Origin of the sequence: Pseudomonas sp. P135, assembly GCF_020312125.1 — a bacterium.
In the GTDB taxonomy this organism is placed as follows: domain Bacteria; phylum Pseudomonadota; class Gammaproteobacteria; order Pseudomonadales; family Pseudomonadaceae; genus Aquipseudomonas; species Aquipseudomonas fragariae.
This window is the reverse complement of record NZ_JAGPYR010000001.1, coordinates 334626-354446: the sequence shown is the minus strand read 5'-3', so window position 1 is coordinate 354446 and position 19821 is coordinate 334626. Positions and strand designations below refer to the sequence as shown.

General features: G+C 59.5%; 15 protein-coding genes and 2 tRNA genes. 11 read left to right on the top strand and 6 right to left on the bottom strand.

The features are described 5' to 3' along the window. Positions 1-17 precede the first annotated feature (17 nt). Complete coding sequence (locus KBY08_RS01475) at positions 18-3494, bottom strand: PAS domain-containing hybrid sensor histidine kinase/response regulator (protein ID WP_060406073.1); 3477 nt, start codon at positions 3492-3494, stop codon at positions 18-20. 242 nt (positions 3495-3736) lie between these two features. Between KBY08_RS01475 and KBY08_RS01470 the strand changes: the two genes are divergently transcribed. Further along, entirely contained in the window at positions 3737-5611 is a 1875-nt protein-coding gene (locus tag KBY08_RS01470) for an MFS transporter (RefSeq protein WP_003407259.1), read from the top strand. 500 nt (positions 5612-6111) lie between these two features. On the opposite strand, the gene KBY08_RS01465 is transcribed toward KBY08_RS01470, so the two are convergent. Together KBY08_RS01465 and rdgC are read right to left on the bottom strand one after the other, a co-directional pair. After that, positions 6112-7059, bottom strand: a complete 948-nt coding sequence (locus tag KBY08_RS01465) for a bile acid:sodium symporter family protein (protein ID WP_104652687.1) — start codon at positions 7057-7059, stop codon at positions 6112-6114. A 96-nt stretch (positions 7060-7155) separates the two neighbouring features. Further along, positions 7156-8076, bottom strand: a complete 921-nt coding sequence (rdgC, locus tag KBY08_RS01460; RefSeq protein ID WP_003317427.1) for a recombination-associated protein RdgC — start codon at positions 8074-8076, stop codon at positions 7156-7158. Between the two features lie 171 nt (positions 8077-8247). Here rdgC and KBY08_RS01455 point away from each other — a divergent pair. From KBY08_RS01455 to KBY08_RS01435, 5 genes are all read left to right on the top strand, one after another. After that, positions 8248-8323: transfer RNA gene (locus tag KBY08_RS01455), tRNA-Val, on the top strand. A gap of 21 nt (positions 8324-8344) precedes the next feature. Further along, positions 8345-8421: transfer RNA gene (locus KBY08_RS01450), tRNA-Asp, on the top strand. Between the two features lie 361 nt (positions 8422-8782). Continuing rightward, positions 8783-9178 carry a hypothetical protein gene (locus tag KBY08_RS01445; protein ID WP_011267113.1) on the top strand — a complete coding sequence of 132 codons (396 nt, stop codon included), beginning with the start codon at positions 8783-8785 and terminating at the stop codon, positions 9176-9178. Between the two features lie 125 nt (positions 9179-9303). Next, the gene (locus tag KBY08_RS01440; RefSeq protein ID WP_054092775.1) at positions 9304-10494 is read left to right on the top strand and encodes a CaiB/BaiF CoA transferase family protein; all 1191 of its coding nucleotides are present in this window, start codon (positions 9304-9306) and stop codon (positions 10492-10494) included. A 55-nt stretch (positions 10495-10549) separates the two neighbouring features. After that, positions 10550-10942: a VOC family protein gene (locus tag KBY08_RS01435; RefSeq protein ID WP_003346527.1), complete on the top strand. Its 393-nt coding sequence runs from the start codon at positions 10550-10552 to the stop codon at positions 10940-10942. Positions 10943-10974: 32 nt separating this feature from the next. On the opposite strand, the gene KBY08_RS01430 is transcribed toward KBY08_RS01435, so the two are convergent. Continuing rightward, positions 10975-11493: a hypothetical protein gene (locus KBY08_RS01430; RefSeq protein WP_004408551.1), complete on the bottom strand. Its 519-nt coding sequence runs from the start codon at positions 11491-11493 to the stop codon at positions 10975-10977. A gap of 247 nt (positions 11494-11740) precedes the next feature. Here KBY08_RS01430 and KBY08_RS01425 point away from each other — a divergent pair, with 247 nt between their 5' ends. From KBY08_RS01425 to KBY08_RS01405, 5 genes are all read left to right on the top strand, one after another. Beyond that, a complete protein-coding gene (locus tag KBY08_RS01425; RefSeq protein ID WP_225651076.1) occupies positions 11741-13150 on the top strand; it encodes a DUF4329 domain-containing protein in 1410 nt (469 codons plus the stop codon). A 206-nt stretch (positions 13151-13356) separates the two neighbouring features. Next, on the top strand, positions 13357-14127 hold the full coding sequence (locus KBY08_RS01420; RefSeq protein ID WP_003346532.1) for an FKBP-type peptidyl-prolyl cis-trans isomerase: 771 nt from the start codon (positions 13357-13359) through the stop codon (positions 14125-14127). Between the two features lie 366 nt (positions 14128-14493). Continuing rightward, positions 14494-14946: a YkvA family protein gene (locus KBY08_RS01415; protein WP_004408555.1), complete on the top strand. Its 453-nt coding sequence runs from the start codon at positions 14494-14496 to the stop codon at positions 14944-14946. Positions 14947-15046: 100 nt separating this feature from the next. Further along, positions 15047-15385: a helix-turn-helix domain-containing protein gene (locus KBY08_RS01410; RefSeq protein ID WP_011267116.1), complete on the top strand. Its 339-nt coding sequence runs from the start codon at positions 15047-15049 to the stop codon at positions 15383-15385. Next, positions 15382-15753 (top strand): hypothetical protein, encoded by a 372-nt coding sequence (locus KBY08_RS01405; RefSeq protein ID WP_024661202.1) that lies wholly within the window; start codon positions 15382-15384, stop codon positions 15751-15753. The genes KBY08_RS01410 and KBY08_RS01405 overlap by 4 nt, the downstream gene beginning before the upstream one ends. 17 nt (positions 15754-15770) lie before the next feature. On the opposite strand, the gene KBY08_RS01400 is transcribed toward KBY08_RS01405, so the two are convergent. Together KBY08_RS01400 and KBY08_RS01395 are read right to left on the bottom strand one after the other, a co-directional pair. Then, the gene (locus KBY08_RS01400) at positions 15771-17543 is read right to left on the bottom strand and encodes a GGDEF domain-containing protein (protein WP_225651075.1); all 1773 of its coding nucleotides are present in this window, start codon (positions 17541-17543) and stop codon (positions 15771-15773) included. A gap of 117 nt (positions 17544-17660) precedes the next feature. Beyond that, positions 17661-19742 carry a carboxy terminal-processing peptidase gene (locus tag KBY08_RS01395; RefSeq protein ID WP_177410911.1) on the bottom strand — a complete coding sequence of 694 codons (2082 nt, stop codon included), beginning with the start codon at positions 19740-19742 and terminating at the stop codon, positions 17661-17663. Between the last annotated feature and the right edge of the window lie 79 nt (positions 19743-19821).

Genomic DNA, 19821 nt, shown 5'->3' with positions numbered 1-19821 from the left:
GAACAACCGGCATTCCGTTACCCGTCCAGACTCACATGCCGGCTCAACAGCGCGCGCAGCACTGCAGGCTTGACCGGCTTGGGCAGATAATCGAGTCCCGCCGCATGCACCTGAGCGATCAACTCTGCCCGCCCATCGGCACTGATAAGCACGCCCGGCACCGGTTGACCCAGTCGGGTGCGTAGCCAGACCATGAGTTCAGTACCGGTTTCGCCTTCATCCAGGTGGTAATCCACCAAGGCAATCTGCGGTCGAACGCCATTGTTCAACAGCGCTTCGCATTCCTGGCGATTGCGCGCGGTCCAGACCTGACAGCCCCAGCGTGACAGCAGACTGTGCATACCGATCAGGATGCTGTCTTCGTTGTCGACACACAGCACCTGTGTGCCGTTCAGCGCGGGGCGGCTGACATCGGGCAGCGTAGCGGGGAGTGCCGCCTGGGGCGCGGCCAGCGGTACCCGGACGCTGAACACGCTGCCTTTGCCGGTCCATGAGCGCACCTGCAAAGGATGCTCGAGAATGCGGCACAAACCATCGGCAATCGCCAACCCCAGACCCAGCCCCTTGGCCGCGTGAGTCTTGTGGCTGTCGAGGCGTTTGAATTCTTCGAAGATCACCTTGCGCTTGTCCTCGGGAATGCCCGGCCCCCGGTCCCAGACTTCCAGACTCAGGCTCTCACCGTAGCGCCTGACACCCAGCAGAATGGGGCCTTTGGCATAGCGGAACGCGTTGGTCAAAAAGTTCTGCAGCACCCGGCGCAACAGCTTGATATCGCTGTCGACGCGCAGTGAACTGCCCCTCACACGAAAACTCAGGCCCTGCTCCTGAGCCAGCGCCTTGAATTCGGCACCGAGGGTGTCAAACAGCGCGCTGAGCGGAAACGGCTGGCGGTCCGGGGTGATCTTGCCGTTTTCGATGCGGGAAATATCCAGCAGGTCGCTGATCAGGTCTTCGGCAGAGCGCAGCGAGCTGTCCAGGTGCCGAACCAGTTGCTGAGCGTCGCTGGAAATCCCTTCCTGCTGATGTGACAGCGCAGCGGAGAACAGCCGTGCAGCGTTCAACGGCTGCATCAGGTCATGACTCACCGCGGCCAGGAAGCGGGTTTTCGATTCGTTGGCAGCTTCAGCGGTACCCTTGGCTTCGGTCAGCGCCTGGTTGAGCTGGGACAATTCGTGGGTACGTGCGGCTACCCGCTGCTCAAGGCTTTCATTGACGCCTTTGAGGGCGTGTTCGGCAGCGCGGAACTCGGTGATGTCGGTGAAACTCATGACGAACCCGCCGCCCGGCATCGGGTTGCCAATCAGTTCGATCACCTGGCCATTGGGAAACAACCGCTCCGAGGTATGAGCGCGGCCCTGGCGCATCCAGTGCAGACGGCGCGCAACGTGAACTTCTGCCTCGCCCGGTCCGCAGAGCCCGCGTTCGGCGTTGTAGCGGATGATGTCGGCAATCGGCCGGCCAACGCCGATCAGGCCTTCGGGGTAATTGAACAGCTCAAGGTAGCGACGATTCCAGGCCACCAGCCGCAGGGACTGGTCAACCACGCTGATGCCCTGGGTAATGTTTTCGATGGCGCCCTGCAGCAGCGCGCGGTTGAACTGCAGGACTTCGGAGGCTTCGTCGGCGATGCGTACGACGTCTTCCAGCTGCATGTCGCGACCTTCGATAGCGGCCTTGACCACCGCGCGGGTCGAGGAGGTGCCGAGCACGCCGGCCAGCAGTCGCTCGGTATGCGCGATCCACTCACCGTCGGCATTCAGGCTGGGGTTGAAACCCTTGCCCTGCCTTTGGGCGAAACGGATGAAACTCTGCCGCGCGCGGTCTTCACCGACGAAGCGTGCCGACAGGCTGAGCAGGTCCTCGATCTGCACCGCAAGCAGCGGGCGGCTGAAGTCGCGCCCCTGGGTTTCCTGACCGATGAAACGCCCCGCCTGCCAATGCTCGGCCACTCGCGTGCGCGACAACATCGACACCCAGGCGAACAGCGTGCAGTTGCCGGCCATCGACAACACGACCCCCTGGGTCATCGGCGAGATAGGCAGGTCGAACGGGTTGCTGTGCAGCCAGGAAAGCAGCGGGAAAGTGCTCAGCGACCAGCCCATGCCATGCGCCGCCACTGGCAGCACGAGGGTGTAGAACCAGATGAAGATACCGGCCGCCAGCCCTGCGAAGACGCCACGCCGATTGGCCTGCTTCCAGTACAGCGCACCGAACATGGCGGGAGCCAGCTGGGTGATCGCGGCAAACGCGATCTGGCCGATGGTCGCCAGACTCGCCGTCGACCCGAGCATCCGGTAGCTGACATAGGCCAGCAGGAGAATCATTACGATGCTGATGCGTCTGACAGAAAGCATCCAGTGACGAAACGCTTCGAACGGCCGCTCGGTGTTTTTGCGTCTTAACAGCCACGGCAGCAGCATGTCGTTGGAAATCATCGTCGACAGCGCCACGCAGGCGACGATCACCATGCCGGTTGCCGCCGATGCTCCGCCGATGAAGGCCAGCAACGCGAGTGACGGGTGAGCGTGCGCCAGCGGCAGGCTGATCACGAACGAGTCGGGCAGCATGGAGCCGGGCAGGAGCATTTGTCCGGCCAGTGCAATCGGCACCACGAACAGCGCGGCCAGCGCCAGATAGGCCGGGAACACCCATTTGGCGAGATTCAGGTCCTGAGGCTCGATGTTCTCGACCACCGTCACGTGGAACTGGCGGGGCAGGCAGACAATCGCCATCATCGCCACGCCGGTCTGCACGAACATCGACGGCCAGTTGATCGTGTCTTTCCAGTATTCCTCAAGGCGTGGCGCGAGTTTGGCCTGATTGAGCAGGTCGTCGAATCCGTCATACAGGCCGAACGTGACGAACACGCCGACTGCCATGAACGCAAACAGCTTGACCAGCGCCTCGAAGGCAATGGCCAGCACCATGCCGCGATGGTGTTCGGTGACATCCAGATTGCGTGCGCCGAAGACGATGGTGAACAGCGCGAGAATCAGCGACACCACCAGCGCAGTGTCCTGAGCGCGGGTGCCGGTGGAATCGGCCACGGCACCGATCAGGATATTCACCCCCAGCACGATGCCTTTGAGCTGCAGCGCGATGTACGGCAGCATGCCGATCAGGCAGATCAGCGCCACCATCACCGCCAGGGGCTGAGATTTGCCATAGCGCGCCGCGATGAAGTCGGCGATGGAAGTGATGTTTTCCTGTTTGCTGATCAGCACCATCTTCTGCAGCACCCAGGGTGCCAGCACCATCAGCACGATGGGCCCCAGATAAATCGGCAGAAACGACCATAATTGCTCGGCGGCCTGACCCACTGCGCCGAAAAACGTCCAGCTGGTGCAGTACACCGCCAGCGACAGGCTGTAGACCCAGGCACGCATGGTCGGGCGCAGGGATGCGCTGTAGCGGTCGCCGTAGAAGGCGATGGCGAACATGATGGCCATATAGGTAAGGGCAACGGCCGCAATCAGCCCGCTGGACAGCGACATATCAAATTCCACACCGTATCGATAACGCGCAGTCTCGCACGATGGCCGCGCTTCGTCTTTGTCGACCAAGGTCGAGCGTGGCGCGGTGTCGCAGCCGCCCCGACAAAGCCCGAAGTGATAAAAAAAGCGACACAGGTTTTGTAAAAGAAAATGTCCTATCGACATTCGGCGGCGTTACGTCTTCAATGTGCCTCGGATTGGCCGCTGCGTCAGTTCTCCCCAGCCTCTCAGGACCACGGACGATGAGCCAACAGTCACAATTCAGCCTGCTCGGGAAACGCCGTTTCCTGCCGTTTTTCATCACGCAGTCTCTCGGGGCATTCAATGACAATGTCTTCAAGCAGTCATTGATCCTTGCCATTCTTTACAAGCTCAGCATCGATGGGGATCGCTCGATCTACGTCAATCTATGCGCATTGCTGTTCATCCTGCCGTTCTTTCTGTTCTCGGCGCTGGCCGGGCAGTTCGGCGAGAAATACCCCAAGGACAAGTTGATCCGCATCATCAAGTTCGGCGAGATCGTCATCATGGTGGTCGGCGCCGCAGGCTTTCTGTTCAATCATCTGGAGTTGATGCTGGCCGCGCTGTTCGCCATGGGCACGCATTCGGCGCTGTTCGGGCCGGTCAAATATTCGATCCTGCCCCAGCACCTGCGCGAGAGCGAACTGGTCGGCGGCAACGCGCTGGTCGAGATGGGCACCTTTCTGGCGATCCTGGCCGGCACCATCAGCGCGGGTGTGATGATGTCTTCTTCGCAATACGCCTGGGTGGTGGCGGCTGCCATCGTGCTGGTCGCCTGCCTGGGGTTTCTGGCCAGCTTCGGTATCCCGCGCGCCGAGGCTGCCTCGCCGGAGATGAAGCTCAACTGGAACATCTTCACCCAGTCGTGGGCGACCTTGCGCATGGGGCTGGGGCAAACGCCCGCGGTTTCGCGCTCGATTGTCGGCAACTCGTGGTTCTGGTTTGTGGGCGCTATCTACCTGACGCAGATCCCGGCCTATGCCAAGGAATGGATGTACGGCGACGAAACGGTCGTTACGCTGATTCTGGCCGTATTCTCCATCGGCATCGCGCTGGGCTCGTTGCTCTGTGAGCGCTTGTCCGGGCATAAGGTCGAGATCGGGCTGGTGCCGTTCGGCTCGATGGGCCTGACAATTTTTGGCCTGCTGCTGTGGTGGCATTCGGGCGGTTTCCCGCAGAACGTGCAGGCCAACGACTGGCTGGCGGTGCTGTCCTCCGGGCAGGGCTGGCTGGTGCTGTTCGATATTCTGGGTATCGGCGTATTCGGTGGCTTTTATATCGTGCCGCTGTACGCCTTGATCCAGTCGCGCACGCCGCTGAAAGAGCGCTCGCGCGTCATTGCCGCCAACAATATTCTCAACGCGCTGTTCATGGTGGTCTCGGCGATTGTCTCGATCCTGCTGCTGAGCGTTGCCAAGCTGTCGATTCCGCAGCTGTTTCTGGCCGTGTCGGTGATGAACATCGCGGTCAATATCTACATCTTCAAGATCGTCCCCGAGTTCACCATGCGCTTCATGATCTGGCTGCTTGGCCATTCCATGTACCGCGTCGAACACCGCAATCTGGACCGGATTCCGGACGAAGGCGCGGCGCTGCTGGTCTGCAACCATGTGTCCTTTGTCGATGCATTGCTGATTGCCGGTGCGGTGCGGCGTCCGATCCGCTTTGTCATGTACTACAAGATCTACCAGCTGCCTGTGCTTAACTTCATCTTTCGCACCGCCGGGACCATCCCCATTGCCGGGCGTAACGAAGACATGGACATCTACGAAACATCGTTCAAGCGCATCGCCCAGTACCTCGCGGAAGGCGAACTGGTGTGCATCTTCCCGGAAGGCAAACTGACCACCGACGGCGAAATCAACGGCTTCAAGAACGGCATGAGCCGCATCATCCAGGAAACCCCGGTACCGGTCATTCCACTGGCACTGCAAGGCCTGTGGGGCAGCTTCTTCAGCCGCGACCCGAGCAAGACCCTGTTTCGCCGCCTGTGGTCTCGCGTCGTGCTGGTGGCCGGTTCGCCCATCGCAGCGGACGTGGCAACCCCCGTGGACGTACGTGAAGAAGTGAAAGCGCTGAGAGGAAAAGTGCAGTAGCGCCGGCGCTCCGTACGACTGACGTGCCAATCACTCCGCATTGGCACGATAGTCATCAGTTCCCGAGCCGTGTATTTAGCCAAATTGCTCTGAAGCGCTTTTCAACCACGATGGCACAGGCGACGCAGAGTGCGACGTTAGTGACGGCTGAGTCCTGGCGCTGATCCGGGGGTAGCCTGGCAGGACGCCAGGCAAGCCGCACCGTGCCATGGATGGCGCGTTGCGGCGACCCCCCGGATCAGTGACAGGGCGAAGGAACCCGACGAAGTCGGGCCGGAAACGGAGCCAGGGGGTTTGCTTACTTTGGCCCCATCAAAGTAAGTCGCCGAGGGGCGAAAAGGTGACCTGAGCCGAACCCCGATCCACCTGACACCGCAGAACCGCCGTGTGACGCAGAGCGTCACGAACTGCATTCCCACGCGGAGCATGGGAACGATAGTCAACCGTCCAACTTTTTGGGGGCAGTTCACTGGAGCGTGAGGAACGATAGTCAACTGGCATCAACGGACGGACGTATTCTCTTCCTCCGGCATCTTCCTGAAATACGTCGACAGCAACGCCCCGGAAATATTGTGCCAGACACTGAACAGCGCACTTGGCACCGCCGCCAGCGGCGAAAAATGTGCACTGGCCAGCGCAGCGCCCAGCCCCGAGTTCTGCATACCGACCTCCAGCGCCAGCGACTTGCGTTGCGCCAATGGCAGCTTGAAAACCTTGCCAGTGAAATAACCCAGCAGAAAACCGAACGTGTTATGCAGAATCACCACCGCCATGATCAGCAGGCCGGATTCAGCGATTTTCGCCTGACTGGCGGCGACCACCGCGCAGACGATCATCACAATACTGACCACCGACACCAGCGGCAGCACATCGACCGCATAGCTGACCCGCGCGCCCAACAGACGCTGGGCAATCACGCCCAACACAATCGGCAGCATGACCAGTTGCAGGATCGACCAGAACATATCCAGAAAGGACACCGGCAGCCACGCCGACGCCAGGACCCAGATCAAGGTCGGGGTCAGCAGCGGGGCGAGCAGGGTAGTGACCGCAGCGATTGCCACCGCCAGCGCCAGATCACCCTTTGCCAGCCAGGCCATGACGTTGGATGAAGTGCCGCTCGGACAGCAGCCGACCAGAATCACACCCACGGCGATCTCCGGCGGCAGTTGAAACACCTGGCACAGCAACCAGGCCACACCGGGCATGATCACAAAGTGCGCGATCACACCCAGCGCCACTCGCCACGGGTTACGCGCCACTTCAGAGAAGTCTTCGAGTTTCAGGGTCAGGCCCATGCCGAACATGACCAGCCCCAGCAGCGGCACGATCCAGCTCTTAAGGCCAATGAATGCCTGCGGAAACAGAAATGCCAGAATGGCGAACAGCAAAACCCAGTAGGCAAACGTGTTGCCGACAAAACGACTCAAGGCTGCCAACGCACGCATGGCCTGTTCCTTATTGTTGAATAACCGGGGTGAAATGAATGCGCCGTCTGACGAGACGGCGCGGTGTTTCGAGCGGCAGTGCTGCAAGAGCGGGTATCAGATGCCCTGCGGAATCTCTTCGCCGCCCAATGCCTCGAACAGCTCCGGCAGGAACTCGCCGAAGGTCAGCATCATCAGCGTGAAGCTGGCGTCCAGTTGCCCCAACGCTTCGTCGCCACCGTCCTGTTCGGCCTGATCCTGCAGCAGGTCCTCGAACTTCAGACGCTTGACCACCAGTTTATCGTCCAGCACGAACGACAGCTTGTCCTGCCAGGCCAGCGACAGTTGGGTCACGACCTTGCCTGTGCTCAGGTGCAGCTGGATTTCGTCGCCGGTCAGGTCCTGACGCTTGCAGCGCACGATGCCGCCATCTTCATGGGTGTCGCGCAGCTCGCACTCGTCCAGCACGAAGAAGTTGTCGGCCGCTTTCTGGGTCTTGACCCAGTCGGTCATGGTCGCACTCGGTGAAACCTTGACCGTCAGCGGACGTACCGGCAGCGAGCCGATGACTTCGCGCAGGGTCGACAACAGGTCCTCGGCGCGTTTCGGGCTGGAGGCATTGACCAGGATCAGGCCCTGTTTCGGCGCGATGGCGGCGAAAGTGGCGGAGCGACGGATAAACGCACGCGGCAGGAACGCCTGGATGATTTCATCCTTGAGCTGATCGCGTTCCTTCTTGTAGACCTTGCGCATCTGCTCGGCTTCGATCTCGTCGACCTTTTCCTTGAGCGCGTCACGCACGACGCTGCCCGGCAGAATGCGTTCTTCCTTGCGTGCTGCGATCAGCATGAAGTCCTGACTGATGTGTACCAATGGAGCGTCTTCGCCCTTGCCGAAAGGAGCGACGAAACCATAGGTGGCTACCTCTTGGCTGGCGCAGGCGCGCGCCGGCTTGGTCGCCAGTGCTGTCTCCAGCGCTTCGGCATCAAAAGGCACGTCCTGGGTCAGGCGATAGACAAGCAGGTTTTTGAACCACATGAGGTGAATCTCTCTTTCTATACAAAGGCGGGCATTATTCGCTCCTCAGCCGCTGGGGCCAACCCTGTACAGAGCGTTTGTAAGCCTTTGGAAGGATTATAAAAATTATTTAAAAAAGTGCTTGCCAGAGTACAAGTCGCTCCGTAGAATGCGCGCCACACCGAGAGTGAAGGGTGATTAGCTCAGCTGGGAGAGCAGCTGCCTTACAAGCAGCGGGTCGGCGGTTCGATCCCGTCATCACCCACCAAACTCGCTTTTAGTGTTACGCGCAGCGGTAGTTCAGTCGGTTAGAATACCGGCCTGTCACGCCGGGGGTCGCGGGTTCGAGTCCCGTCCGCTGCGCCATATTCCGCTTCAAGGCCCTTGAACTCCTTGAAGCAAACAGAAAGCCCGCCCAGTGCGGGCTTTCTGCTTTCTGCCGTTTGGAAATTCCAACCCCCTCGTGCAATGCCCCCGCGGCAGTTCTATTGAAGTTCTGTAAGAATTATTCTTCGCGAATGTAAGTAATGTCCTTAATTAGTGAAGTTTAAACCAGGCTTGTTAGTTAGCGCTCGGTGAGCGCTTGATTTATCCTCTTTGCTGGTATTAGCTGAATGGGTTGATGGGGTATCCAGACATTAAACGTTTTTTGATGATCCCAGATAATTAATCCAGACCGACCGCCGAATCGAGGCGGTCTGATACGATAATGAGCAAAGGAATGACTATGAAAAATCGTTTTAAACTGTTTGTAGGCACTACGGCCTTGATCCTCTCTGCGAGCGCGCTGGCCAAGCCAGTACTGCACACGGCGACCATCGACCAGCACGGCAATATCGTTGCTCAGTCGTCGCCCTGGATCAAGTCTGTAAGTTACAGCAGCCAGAAAGACTACTTCGCGACGTATAAAGTGCTCTTCAAGGAAGGGCAGTTTAAAAAGTCTCCAGGGTTCTGCTCGGTGTCTTCCATTGATACCAGTGATCATGAGCGGCTGTTCTACGGGCACGCCAAGTTGGGCGGCGCTGCGACAACAGAACAGGTCAATGTATTGGGACTTATGGTCGGTAAGCGGGGGGCTTCGGGTGACTCCTCAATGAGTTTCCAGTTGGCCTGCAGTAATTGATTCAATGAACCCCGCCTGGTGCGGGGTTTTTTACGGCGGTCTGATCTGGAGGCGCACCTTCCGGCTTTCCATCCAGCGCATTTGCGCAGATCATTCCTCCACCTCCCAACAAGAAAGGACGTGTCATGAGCCTGCCTCTTCAGGGCATCAAGGTGGTGGAACTGGGTCAGCTCATTGCCGGGCCGTTCGCGACGAAGATTCTCGCCGAGTTCGGTGCCGAGGTCATCAAGGTCGAGCCGCCATTGACCGGTGATCCCCTGCGCAAATGGCGTTTGCTGCATAACGGCACGTCCGTCTGGTGGGCGGTGCAGTCCCGCAACAAACAGTCGGTAACCCTCGATCTGCGCCAGCCTCAGGCGCAGGAGATGGCACGGCGCCTGATCCGCGATGCCGATGTACTGGTCGAGAACTTCCGCCCCGGCACACTTGAAGGCTGGGGGTTGAGCTGGGAAGCGCTGCACGCCCTCAATCCGAAACTGATCATGCTGCGTGTCTCCGGCTACGGGCAGACCGGGCCGTATCGCGACCGGCCGGGTTTTGGCGTGATCGGTGAGGCCATGGGCGGTCTGCGTCATCTGTCGGGTGAGGCAGGGCGCACGCCAGTGCGTGTCGGCGTATCGATTGGCGATTCGCTGTCTGCGCTGCACGGTGTGATCGGCATTCTGCTGGCGCTTCGTCATCGCGAGCAGAATGGCGGCGACGGGCAGCAGATAGATGTCGCATTGTACGAGTCAGTGTTCAACATGATGGAAAGCCTGATTCCCGAGTATTCGGTATTCGATACTGTCCGCGAGCCGGCTGGCAGCAGCCTGCCAGGCATCGCGCCGAGCAATGCCTACCGCTGCAATGACGGCAAGTACGCGTTGATCGCGGGCAATGGCGACAGTATCTTCCGGCGCCTGATGGAAAAGATCGGCCGCGCGGACCTGGCCAGCGACCCCGAGCTTGAGCACAACGACGGGCGGGTCAGGCACGTGGCGCGCATCGATGCGGCCATCTCGACCTGGACCGCCGAACGCTCGATGGACGAAGTTCTTGCAGCGCTCAACGAGGCCCGTATTCCGGCAGGCAAGATCTACGACGCAGCCGATATCGCCAGTGACCCGCATTATCGGGCGCGGGACATGCTATTGCAGGGCACGCTGGATGACGGAACGCCCGTCACCCTCCCGGGTATTGTGCCTAAACTTCAAGACACGCCGGGGCAGGTACGATCGTCTGCGCCAACACTCGGTCAACACACCGATGCTGTGCTTGAAGCGCATGGCATCGACGCTGCCACCCGTGCCGAGTGGCGTCGGCTTGGCATTATCTGATCCGAAACCTGACCATTGTCGTAAACAGAACTCTATTCCAAACGGAGCTGATCCCGTGATTGATCATCTGGACCATCTGGTACTGACCACTGCCGATATCGACGCCTGCAAGGATTTTTACGTACGCGTTCTGGGCATGACCCCTGAACGCTTTCGTCAGGGGCGTCTGGCATTTCGCTTCGGCAATCAGAAAATCAACGTCCATGAACGCGGCAAGGAGTTCGAGCCCAAGGCTCACTTGCCGGTGCCGGGTGCGCTGGATCTGTGTTTCATCGCCACCATCCCGCTGGAGCAGGTGATTGTGCACCTGCAGGAGCAGGACTGGCCGATCGTCGAAGGTCCGGTCGAGCGCACCGGTGCTACCGGGCCGATCTGGTCGGTGTATGTGCGTGATCCGGATCTGAACCTGATCGAAATTTCCGAGCCGGCGGCTGATGCGTCGATGTAATCGCGCTCGATGAGGGCGGTTGCATCACTGCATCAGCAGCCCTTCGCAGGCGCTCCGTCCTTCGGCACGAACGCGCCTTTTTCGCCTGGCTTGGTGATGATATACGCACGTCGCCACGGCTGATCGTCGATCAGTTTCCAGCGATGGCCGGGGCCGGTGGTGTCCTGCGCCAGCAATACTTCCCCAGGGTGCAGGATAAAGTTCTCGCCGCCGGTGGTGGAAAATTCCAGCGTGCCGGACAGGGTGATCACGTACTGCTCTTCGGGGGCCGGATGCCAGTCAAAGGTCGAGTGTGCCGGGGTTTCCTTGAAGTGCAGGGCGCTGACATCGGTCATGGCTTTTTGATCGATCGAACCCTCGATGACGTGTGACAGATTGTCGGGGCCTGTGCACAGGCGGTAGGCCTTGATGCCCTCAGTGACAACCAACGGCGGCTTCTTGGCGGCATAGGCTGCGCTGACCGGCAACATGGCTGCGGCGGCGATTACGGCCAGGCTTGCCAACTGGCGAGCCGTCGAGCGCGTTGAGCGAAAACGAGTGGTCGGTTGCATAAAAATGTTCCTGAGCACGACAAACTGCGTGAGCCCTGGTCGCCAGTCGCGATGGTCGATGCAGGGTCTGGGCCGATTCGCCCACGCCGCGGATCGAAGCACATCCCGGGATGCTTAAAAATTATCTTTAATTTCATGTTGTTCGGCGCCGGCAGGCGTACGTAACGTCATATTCATCTATGTCACTTGCCGTCTCGGGTTTCCTTACGCTCATGACTCAATCAGTCAGGCTTCCAAGGAGCCCCGCATGCACCCCAGAAAAAGGCGCTACAAACGATCCATCGATCACCACCCCGGCATGCCGGCGCTCAGCGCGCCGTTCGATCATCCTGATGATGCGGCGCGTTATGCCCACGAGCGGATCGGCAATCGGCGTGATCGCGAATACGGTGGTTTCATTCTGGTTCGCAAGGATGGTAAATACATCGCGACCGAACCCATGAACGGCAGCGAGTTCAGCTTCGATCCCAATGAAGTCTTCCCGCGCAATGACCAGGAAGGTTACGTGCTCTACCCGCAAGGGCATGACGACTATGCGGTCTACCATTCTCATCCGTCACTGCAGGCCGGGCTGGACGAGTGGCCGGAGAGTGAAAAGGTCACGTACCCGAACAGTTTTTCAGTCGGCGACATTTATGCGGTGATCGATGATCAGGAGGTGTGTGCGGCGACGTATCTATCCGGGCCTGACGGCTCCCTGATCAAGTACACGCTGTCGCGCTCTGCCGCCGAAGACACATTGTTTGCGCGCGTCTCCGGCCCGCGCAGCATGCCGCACCTGTGTGAACTCAGCCAGATCCACAAGGCGCTGCAGAACCTGAGCATGATGCCCAGTGATGTGGTCCGCCTGCTGGCCGGTGCCGGGGATCTGCACGTGATAGTGCCCAGCCGCCTGTGGGGGCAGGCAGGCAAAGTGCCGGCCGACTGGCAGCCTTACCCGGACGATGCTGCCGCTCGTACACCTCCCGCCAAATCGCCTGCAAGCTGCGAAGCGCAATGGCCACCCCGACCTCTGAGCCTCAGCGCGCCGTTCAACAGTGCCGATGAGGCTGCACGTTACGCACATGGCCGTATCGGCAGTCGTATTCATTCGCAGATCATCGGTTTTCTTCTGTTCAATCCGGTCGCACGAGCCTATCGGATTGCCGAGCCGATTCTCGATGACGGCATGCCGGTGTATGCACCGTGTTCGGCATTTCATCCCGATGTCTATTATCGGCCTGCATTACCTGACGGCTACCGTGTGGACGGCATGTATTTCTGCTCAGCCAATCTGGCCGTCGAGGGCGGACGTGACGTCATCAACGATTTCTTCGAGCCGGATGACCTGCATCGGATGTTCAGTTACCGGCACAAACCGGCACAACGCCGTAAAGGCCTGCCGATTCGCTATGGTTTCGAGATGTCGGCGGTTTATTTCTCGGCAGCCGACGGCGCACTGCTCTGTTACACCCCAAGCCAGTCCGCCGAGGAGTTTCAACTGTTGCAAAGCGTATCGCGAGTGTACTCCGGGGCCGAGTCCGTTCAAGCGCAACTCGCTGCCGGTAACCTCAGCGTGCAGGATTTCGCCCTTCGAGTGGCGCGGGCCGGGCTTCTGCGCGTGCTGCAGACCAGTGAGCGCTGGCCTGATGCCGGTGTGATCAGTCCCGTGGCCTGAGCCCTGTGCAGCGAGCCAGCGCCTTGCCTTCGCGAATCACAAACTGAACTGCAACTGAACAATGCGGTACAGATCCGGGAAAACCTTTGGATACCTGAACTTATCGGCGTTTTCTCCCTCTCATGCCGGTAGCCATTGATCGCGGCGGCCTGATAAGCTCGCGGCTTTACTCGTTTGCCCTTTTGGCGCATGAACAAGGAATTAGCATGAAACAGCATCGGTTGGCAGCGGCGATTGCCCTGGTCGGTCTGGTACTCGCAGGTTGTGACAAGCAAGCCAGCACCGTAGAGCTGAAAACCCCAGCACAAAAAGCGTCTTATGGCATCGGTCTGAACATGGGCAAAAGCCTGGCTCAGGAAGGTATGGATGATCTGGATTCCAAGGCTGTAGCCCTGGGTATCGAAGATGCTGTTGGCAAGAAAGATCAGAAACTCAAGGACGAAGAGCTGGTTGAAGCCTTCTCCGCGCTGCAAAAGCGTTCCGAAGAGCGTCTGGCGAAGATGAGCGAAGAGGCTTCTGCCGCTGGCAAGAAGTTCCTCGAAGAGAACGGTAAGAAGGACGGCGTGGTCACCACCGCTTCCGGCCTGCAGTATCAGATCATCAAGAAAGCCGATGGCGCTCAGCCCAAGCCTACCGATGTTGTGACTGTTCACTACGAAGGCAAGCTGATCGACGGCAAGGTCTTCGACAGTTCCGTTGAGCGCGGCAGCCCGATCGACCTGCCGGTTGGCGGTGTGATTCCGGGTTGGGTCGAAGGTCTGCAACTGATGCACGTCGGCGAGAAGATCAAACTCTTCATCCCGAGTGATCTGGCTTACGGCGCACAGAGCCCGAGCCCGGCGATCCCGGCCAACTCGGTACTGGTGTTCGATCTTGAACTGCTGGGTATCAAGGACCCTGCAGCGGCACCGACTCCTGGTGCTGATGCCGACGAAGAAGAGGCAGCTCCTGCCGCTTCGGCTCCGGCCAAGAAGTAACGCACCACCTGGCTACAGAAAACGCCCTGTCTCGACAGGGCGTTTTTGTGTCCGGCTTATTTCCCGAACGCTTGGCCATCCGGGCAGTCCCACTATCATGGATGTATGCAAAGGCATTGTCCGACAGTCCGGCAAGATCAAGGTACTCGTTTAATAGAGGGTGTCGGGTTCACACGTTTGTAGTTTTTTTGTGAGTAAAAAACGCCCGATTTGACTACGGCCCCCCGAAAACGGGGGGTTGAGGCTGGAAAGAAGCCGCTGTTCACAAGGTTATCCACAATTATTGTGGATAACCTTGTGGCACTGGCCGGGCAGGTTCGGCGAATCTGCTTTTATCGAACGACATTTTGCTGAACGGGAGTGGGTATGAAAGCACCGTGGAATTTTATCCGTTATCTGCCCGGAGCCCGGCGTTTGCTGGCCGCTGGACGGTTGCCAGGACTGTTGTTCGCTGTCGCGCGCAAGGGCAACAGTGAAGGTAATCGTCTTGGCAAACTCAAGGAAGACCTGCGTTTGCTGCAGGCCTTGTGCCTGGCTTACTGGCGGGGCGAATACCGCGCCATCAGCCCCAAAGCGATCCTGTCCATTGTCGCCGGTCTGATGTACTTCCTCAGCCCGCTGGACGCGATCCCCGACTGGATACCCGGCCTCGGCATGCTCGATGACATCGCCGTGCTGGCGTGGGTTACCAAGCACCTGAGCAATGAGCTGGACGCTTTTCGTGAATGGCGCGCGCAGCAATCGCCCGAGAAACTCATCGTGGTCGAGCAACTGCCGAAGACTCAGGCCCTGCTGGAGCAAGAGCGGGGTAAGGTGTAAGTATCACGGATTGAACACAAGCCCTGGCGTTCCGCTGTTAAGATGCCTGCCTATGGATCAAGCCTGATCAGTATGCGGTCGTGTAGTACAAGGTGACTCTATGGATCTTCAAGTGATATCCCGTGACGGGGAGCCGGAATACGCCGTGCTGCCCTGGGCGCAGTATCAAGCACTGCTCAAGGCCGCCGGCCTGGCCGGCAAGCCTTCCGAGCCGGCTGCCTCGACTGGCGGCACCACCGCCAGTGAGCTTCCCGGGTTCGATGAATTGCGTGCACTGCGCGAGGCCAAAGGCCTTGAAGCGGCGAGTCTGGCGCGTACCGTCGGGATCAGCCCGTCCTATCTGGAACTGATCGAGAACGGTACTCGGCAGCCGGACGGCGCCATCAAACGCAGCCTGGCGTGGGAGCTTGGAGTGCCGGGCTGGCGAGGTGAGTCGTGAGCGTGCGCATCAGTCGTCAGCATTGGGATGGACTGCTCAATGAGCTCGATCTGGCCCGTCGCCAACGGCACCTGCTGACCTATCGCGCTCTGGTGGAACGCCTGCAACTGCCCAGCCCGGCCATGCAGACCCTTACGGCCGCCCTTGAGCACCTCGCCGCCATGGATGCCCGCGCTGAACAGCCCTTGCGCAGTTCGCTGGTCATCAGCCAGGGCGCCAGCCGCCTGCCGCGTCCCGGTTTTTTCGAGTGCGCCGAACGCCTTGGCCGTTTCTCCGGACCTTCGGACGGCGTCGCGGCAGCGTCATGGCACGCCTCGGAAGTGGTTCGGGTGTTTGAATACAATTATCCGCAAGTGCAAGCGCAGTAGGGGTATGGCGCCGGCGCTCACGCCTGCATCAACAAATCCAGTCGCGTCGAATCGATGACGTGAATGCTGGCGCCGGCGACATCCTTGGCGAAGTGCTTGGCCTGTGAAGCGAGGTCGGCCAATTGGCTGGCATCGACCAGCGTGCAGCTTGCTTCATGCAAGTGCACCACGCCAATCGACAGTGACAGCAGGGGGAATTCCTGGCGTTGGCCCTGACGGTTGAGGGCGATGAAACAACCGGCTTCCAGGTGTTCTGCGCGGTAGAAACGCCGGCATTGATTCTGAAAATCATCCAGCAGGGTTTTCAGGCGTCGTTCCCAGTCATCAAAGCCCAGCACCATCAGAAAATCATCCCCGCCGATGTGCCCGACAAAGTCCCTGGCCGGATCGATGCGGTCGTTCAGGCATTGCGCCAGACACAGCAGCACCTCGTCGCCACGCGCATAACCGTAGATGTCGTTGAAGGGCTTGAAGCTGTCGATGTCCACGTAGCAGATCATCGACGCACGGCCTTGCTGCAGCAGTCGAGTCAGGCATTGCTGAATCGGAACGTTGCCGGGCAGCAGGGTCAGCGGGTTGGCGTAACGTGCCTGCTGGATCTTCATTTCGGTAATCAGCTTGAGCACGTCGATCACTCGTCCGAGGCCCAGATAGGAACCGTTCGAGGTGATGATGAAATCCTCCTCGATGCGCTGCCGGGCACGGCTGGTCAACAGCCGGCTGACCTGTTGCAGCGACTGGCTGACCTCCACGGCGAGAAAGTCACTGCTCATCAGACGGCTGATCGGTTTGCGAGCAAACAGCTCGGTGCCGAAGGGCTTGAGCAGGGCCTCGGACAACGAATGCCGGTGGACGATGCCGCACGGTCGGGCGTCGTCATCCAGCACCGCCAGAGAATTGAGGTTGGCCTGCCTGCGAAACGCTTCCAGCACTTCAGCCGTGGGTGTCGACTGGCTGACCGATGGCTGCGGATTGAGCAGGGCAGACAGGTCGGCCGCTTCTTCGTTGAGCGGCGCTACTGCGGTTTCTGTTCTGGGCGGCATGGCGCGGGTGTCGCGCGGCGGGCGCTCCTGAGGTCGGGCCAGCAGATAGCCTTGAACCAGGTTTACACCCATGTCTTTCAGCGTCGCCAGCTCTTCGGGCAATTCGATGCCTTCGGCAATGACCGTCGCTCTGGAGGCCTTGGCCATCTGCAGCATGGAGCCGACGAATTCGCGCTTCACCGCATCCTGGTGAATGCCGTCGATGAAGTGCCGATCGATTTTCACGTAGTCCGGGCGCAGCTCCGACCAGAGTCGCAAGCTCGAATAACCGGCACCCAGATCGTCCAGCGCGATGGAAAAGCCCATGTCGCGGTAGTGGTGCAACGCTTTGTACAGCAGGTCGAAATCGTCGGTGGGCATCTGCTCGGTCAACTCGATGACCACGTCCTTGGGCGCGATGTGGTAGCGACGCAGCATCTCCAGAGTCCGCCCCGGTGGATGCGAGGTTTCGAGCAGCGATTCGGGGGAAACGTTGAGAAACAGCTTGCCCGGCAACTTCTGCTGACTGAAACGTCGGCAGGCGCTGTCCCGACAACTCAACTCCAGCTCGCTCAGACGACCGGCCTGGCGGGCGATGGCGAACAGGTTCAGAGGCGAGTGCAGGGCGCTGTTGGACGGGCCGCGGGTCAAGGCTTCATAGCCCAGGATCCGGTGCTCCGACAGCGAGACGATGGGTTGGAACAAACTGTGCAAATCACCACGAGCCAGAATGGAACTCAGTGCGCTCAGCTGCTCTGTTGTGGTCATGGTCGTCTCGAAGAGAATGAAAAAGGGCTGAGCGCTTTCGCGTTCAGCCCCGTATTTCACGACAGCTTCATGACTGTTTGATGACGTTGAAGCTAAATGGCCATCAATGAACCTGCGTTACTTCTTCGCGACAGCGGCACTCAGACCCAGGTAGTCGATGAGAATGCGCCCGGTCTCTGCCAGATAGGCATCGTCCTCGGGTTTGGTTTTCTCGTCTTCCACCGGCAGCGCGTCTTCGTCTTCCTTCTTCAGCTCTTTGAGCGGTTCTTCACCCTTGGCCTTGCGGCGGGTGTTTTCCAGCGCAAGTTGCTTGCTTTCGATAGACGCATGCTCGGCACGACGGTCGGCTTCATTGAGGCTGACGGTCTTCTCGTTCATCAGCTTCTCGGCCAGCGCCAGGCGATCCTCGATGAACACGAACTCGGCGTCTTTTGCCGAACGTGCCTCGTGACGCGCCTGCAGTTGGGCCAGGAACGGCCTGAACGGGTCGATCGCCGGCTTGATCGCCGGTTTGATGCTGTCCCACGGCATGGCCTCGGGCAGCGCGCTCTCGCCGATTTCCTTGGTGTCGATAAGCGACGGGTAAGTGATGTCCGGTACTACGCCCTGATGCTGGGTGCTCTGACCGGAAACCCGGTAGAACTTGGCCAGGGTCAGTTTCAGTTCGCCGTGATTGAGCGGCTGAATGGTCTGCACGGTGCCTTTACCGAAGGTCTGACCACCGATCACCAGCGCGCGGTGATAATCCTGCATCGCCCCGGCGAAAATCTCCGACGCCGACGCAGACAGACGGTTGACCAGCAGTGCCATCGGGCCTTTGTAGAACGCGCCCTTGGCTTCGTCTTCCAGCACGTCGACCTTGCCGTCGGCATTGCGCACCAGCACGGTCGGGCCTTTGTCGATGAACAGGCTGGTCAGCTCGGTGGCTTCCTGCAATGAACCGCCACCATTGTTGCGCAGATCCAGTACCACACCGTCGACCTTCTCGGCCTGCAATTCGGTGAGCAGTTTCTTCACGTCACGGGTGGTGCTCTTGTATTCCGGATCGCCGGCACGGTAGGCCTTGAAGTCCAGATAGAAGGCCGGAATGTCGATGACCCCGAGCTTGTAATCCTTGCCGTCCTGCTTGAGGTGCAGGATCGACTTCTTGGCCGCCTGCTCTTCAAGTTTCACCGCTTCACGGGTGATGGCGACGATCTTGGTGGTCTGGTCGTTCGGCGCATTGCTGGCCGGGATGATCTCCAGGCGTACCACCGAGCCTTTCGGACCGCGGATCAGCTTGACCACTTCATCCAGACGCCAGCCGATCACGTCGACCATTTCCTTGTCGCCCTGAGCGACGGCCACGATCTTGTCGGCCGGGGCAACCTGCTTGGTCTTGGCCGCCGGACCTGCCGGCACCAGACGCACGATCTTCACGTTGTCATTATCGCTCTGCAACACGGCGCCGATGCCTTCCAGCGACAGGCTCATGTTGATGTCGAAGTTCTCCGCGCTGTCAGGTGACAGGTAGTTGGTGTGCGGATCGTAGGACATGGCGAACGTGTTGATGTAGGCCTGGAAGATATCTTCGGCGCGAGTCTGATTCAGACGCGCCTGCTGATTCTTGTAGCGCTTGGTCAGGGTTTCCTGAATCTTCGCCGGGTCCTTGCCTGCAATCTTCAACCGCAGGACTTCATCCTTGATGCGCTTGCGCCACAGTTCGTCGAGCTCGGCGGTATCCTTGGGCCATGCGGCGTCCTTGCGGTCGACCAGCAGGGTTTCCTTGGTATTGAAGTCGAGCTTGTCGACGCCCTTGCCCAGCTCGCCCAGCGCGAAGTTCAGACGCGCGTTGACGCGGTCCAGATAGCGCTTGTAGATGGTGAAGCCGGCGTTCAGGTCGCCACTTTTCAAGAAGTCGTCGAACTGGAACTGCCATTTGTCGAACTCGGCAATGTCGCTGGCCATGAAATAGCTGCGCGAGGGGTCCAGTTGCTTGATGTAGCTCTGGTAAATAATCGCTGAACGCTTGTCGTCCAGGGGCGGCTTGCTGTAGTGATGTCGTTTGAGCAGCTCAACCACGTTGAGACTGGCAATCACTTCATCGCGGTCCGGCTGAAGATTATCCCAGCTGTTGGCGGCAAAGGTACTGGCTGACATCGGCAAAACGCTAAGGCCGACAAACAGTGCGAGGGCAGTGCTGGGGAATAGTTGCTTCATGCTGATTCGACGCGAGGACAATTGATAACGCATATTAGGCCGTCTTTGAGGTCGCCGGTTCCTTTGGACCCGGCCGCAT

Excerpts from the sequence above, each read along its gene's own strand:
- KBY08_RS01420 (WP_003346532.1), top strand. The coding sequence starts at position 13,357 with ATGAAACAGCATCGGTTGGCAGCGGCGATTGCCCTGGTCGGTCTGGTA.
- rdgC (WP_003317427.1), bottom strand. The coding sequence starts at position 8,076 with ATGTGGTTCAAAAACCTGCTTGTCTATCGCCTGACCCAGGACGTGCCT.
- KBY08_RS01470 (WP_003407259.1), top strand. The coding sequence starts at position 3,737 with ATGAGCCAACAGTCACAATTCAGCCTGCTCGGGAAACGCCGTTTCCTG.
- KBY08_RS01415 (WP_004408555.1), top strand. The coding sequence starts at position 14,494 with ATGAAAGCACCGTGGAATTTTATCCGTTATCTGCCCGGAGCCCGGCGT.
- KBY08_RS01395 (WP_177410911.1), bottom strand. The coding sequence starts at position 19,742 with ATGAAGCAACTATTCCCCAGCACTGCCCTCGCACTGTTTGTCGGCCTT.
- KBY08_RS01425 (WP_225651076.1), top strand. The coding sequence starts at position 11,741 with ATGCACCCCAGAAAAAGGCGCTACAAACGATCCATCGATCACCACCCC.
- KBY08_RS01430 (WP_004408551.1), bottom strand. The coding sequence starts at position 11,493 with ATGCAACCGACCACTCGTTTTCGCTCAACGCGCTCGACGGCTCGCCAG.
- KBY08_RS01410 (WP_011267116.1), top strand. The coding sequence starts at position 15,047 with ATGGATCTTCAAGTGATATCCCGTGACGGGGAGCCGGAATACGCCGTG.
- KBY08_RS01475 (WP_060406073.1), bottom strand. The coding sequence starts at position 3,494 with ATGTCGCTGTCCAGCGGGCTGATTGCGGCCGTTGCCCTTACCTATATG.
- KBY08_RS01440 (WP_054092775.1), top strand. The coding sequence starts at position 9,304 with ATGAGCCTGCCTCTTCAGGGCATCAAGGTGGTGGAACTGGGTCAGCTC.
- KBY08_RS01400 (WP_225651075.1), bottom strand. The coding sequence starts at position 17,543 with ATGACCACAACAGAGCAGCTGAGCGCACTGAGTTCCATTCTGGCTCGT.
- KBY08_RS01465 (WP_104652687.1), bottom strand. The coding sequence starts at position 7,059 with ATGCGTGCGTTGGCAGCCTTGAGTCGTTTTGTCGGCAACACGTTTGCC.
- KBY08_RS01445 (WP_011267113.1), top strand. The coding sequence starts at position 8,783 with ATGAAAAATCGTTTTAAACTGTTTGTAGGCACTACGGCCTTGATCCTC.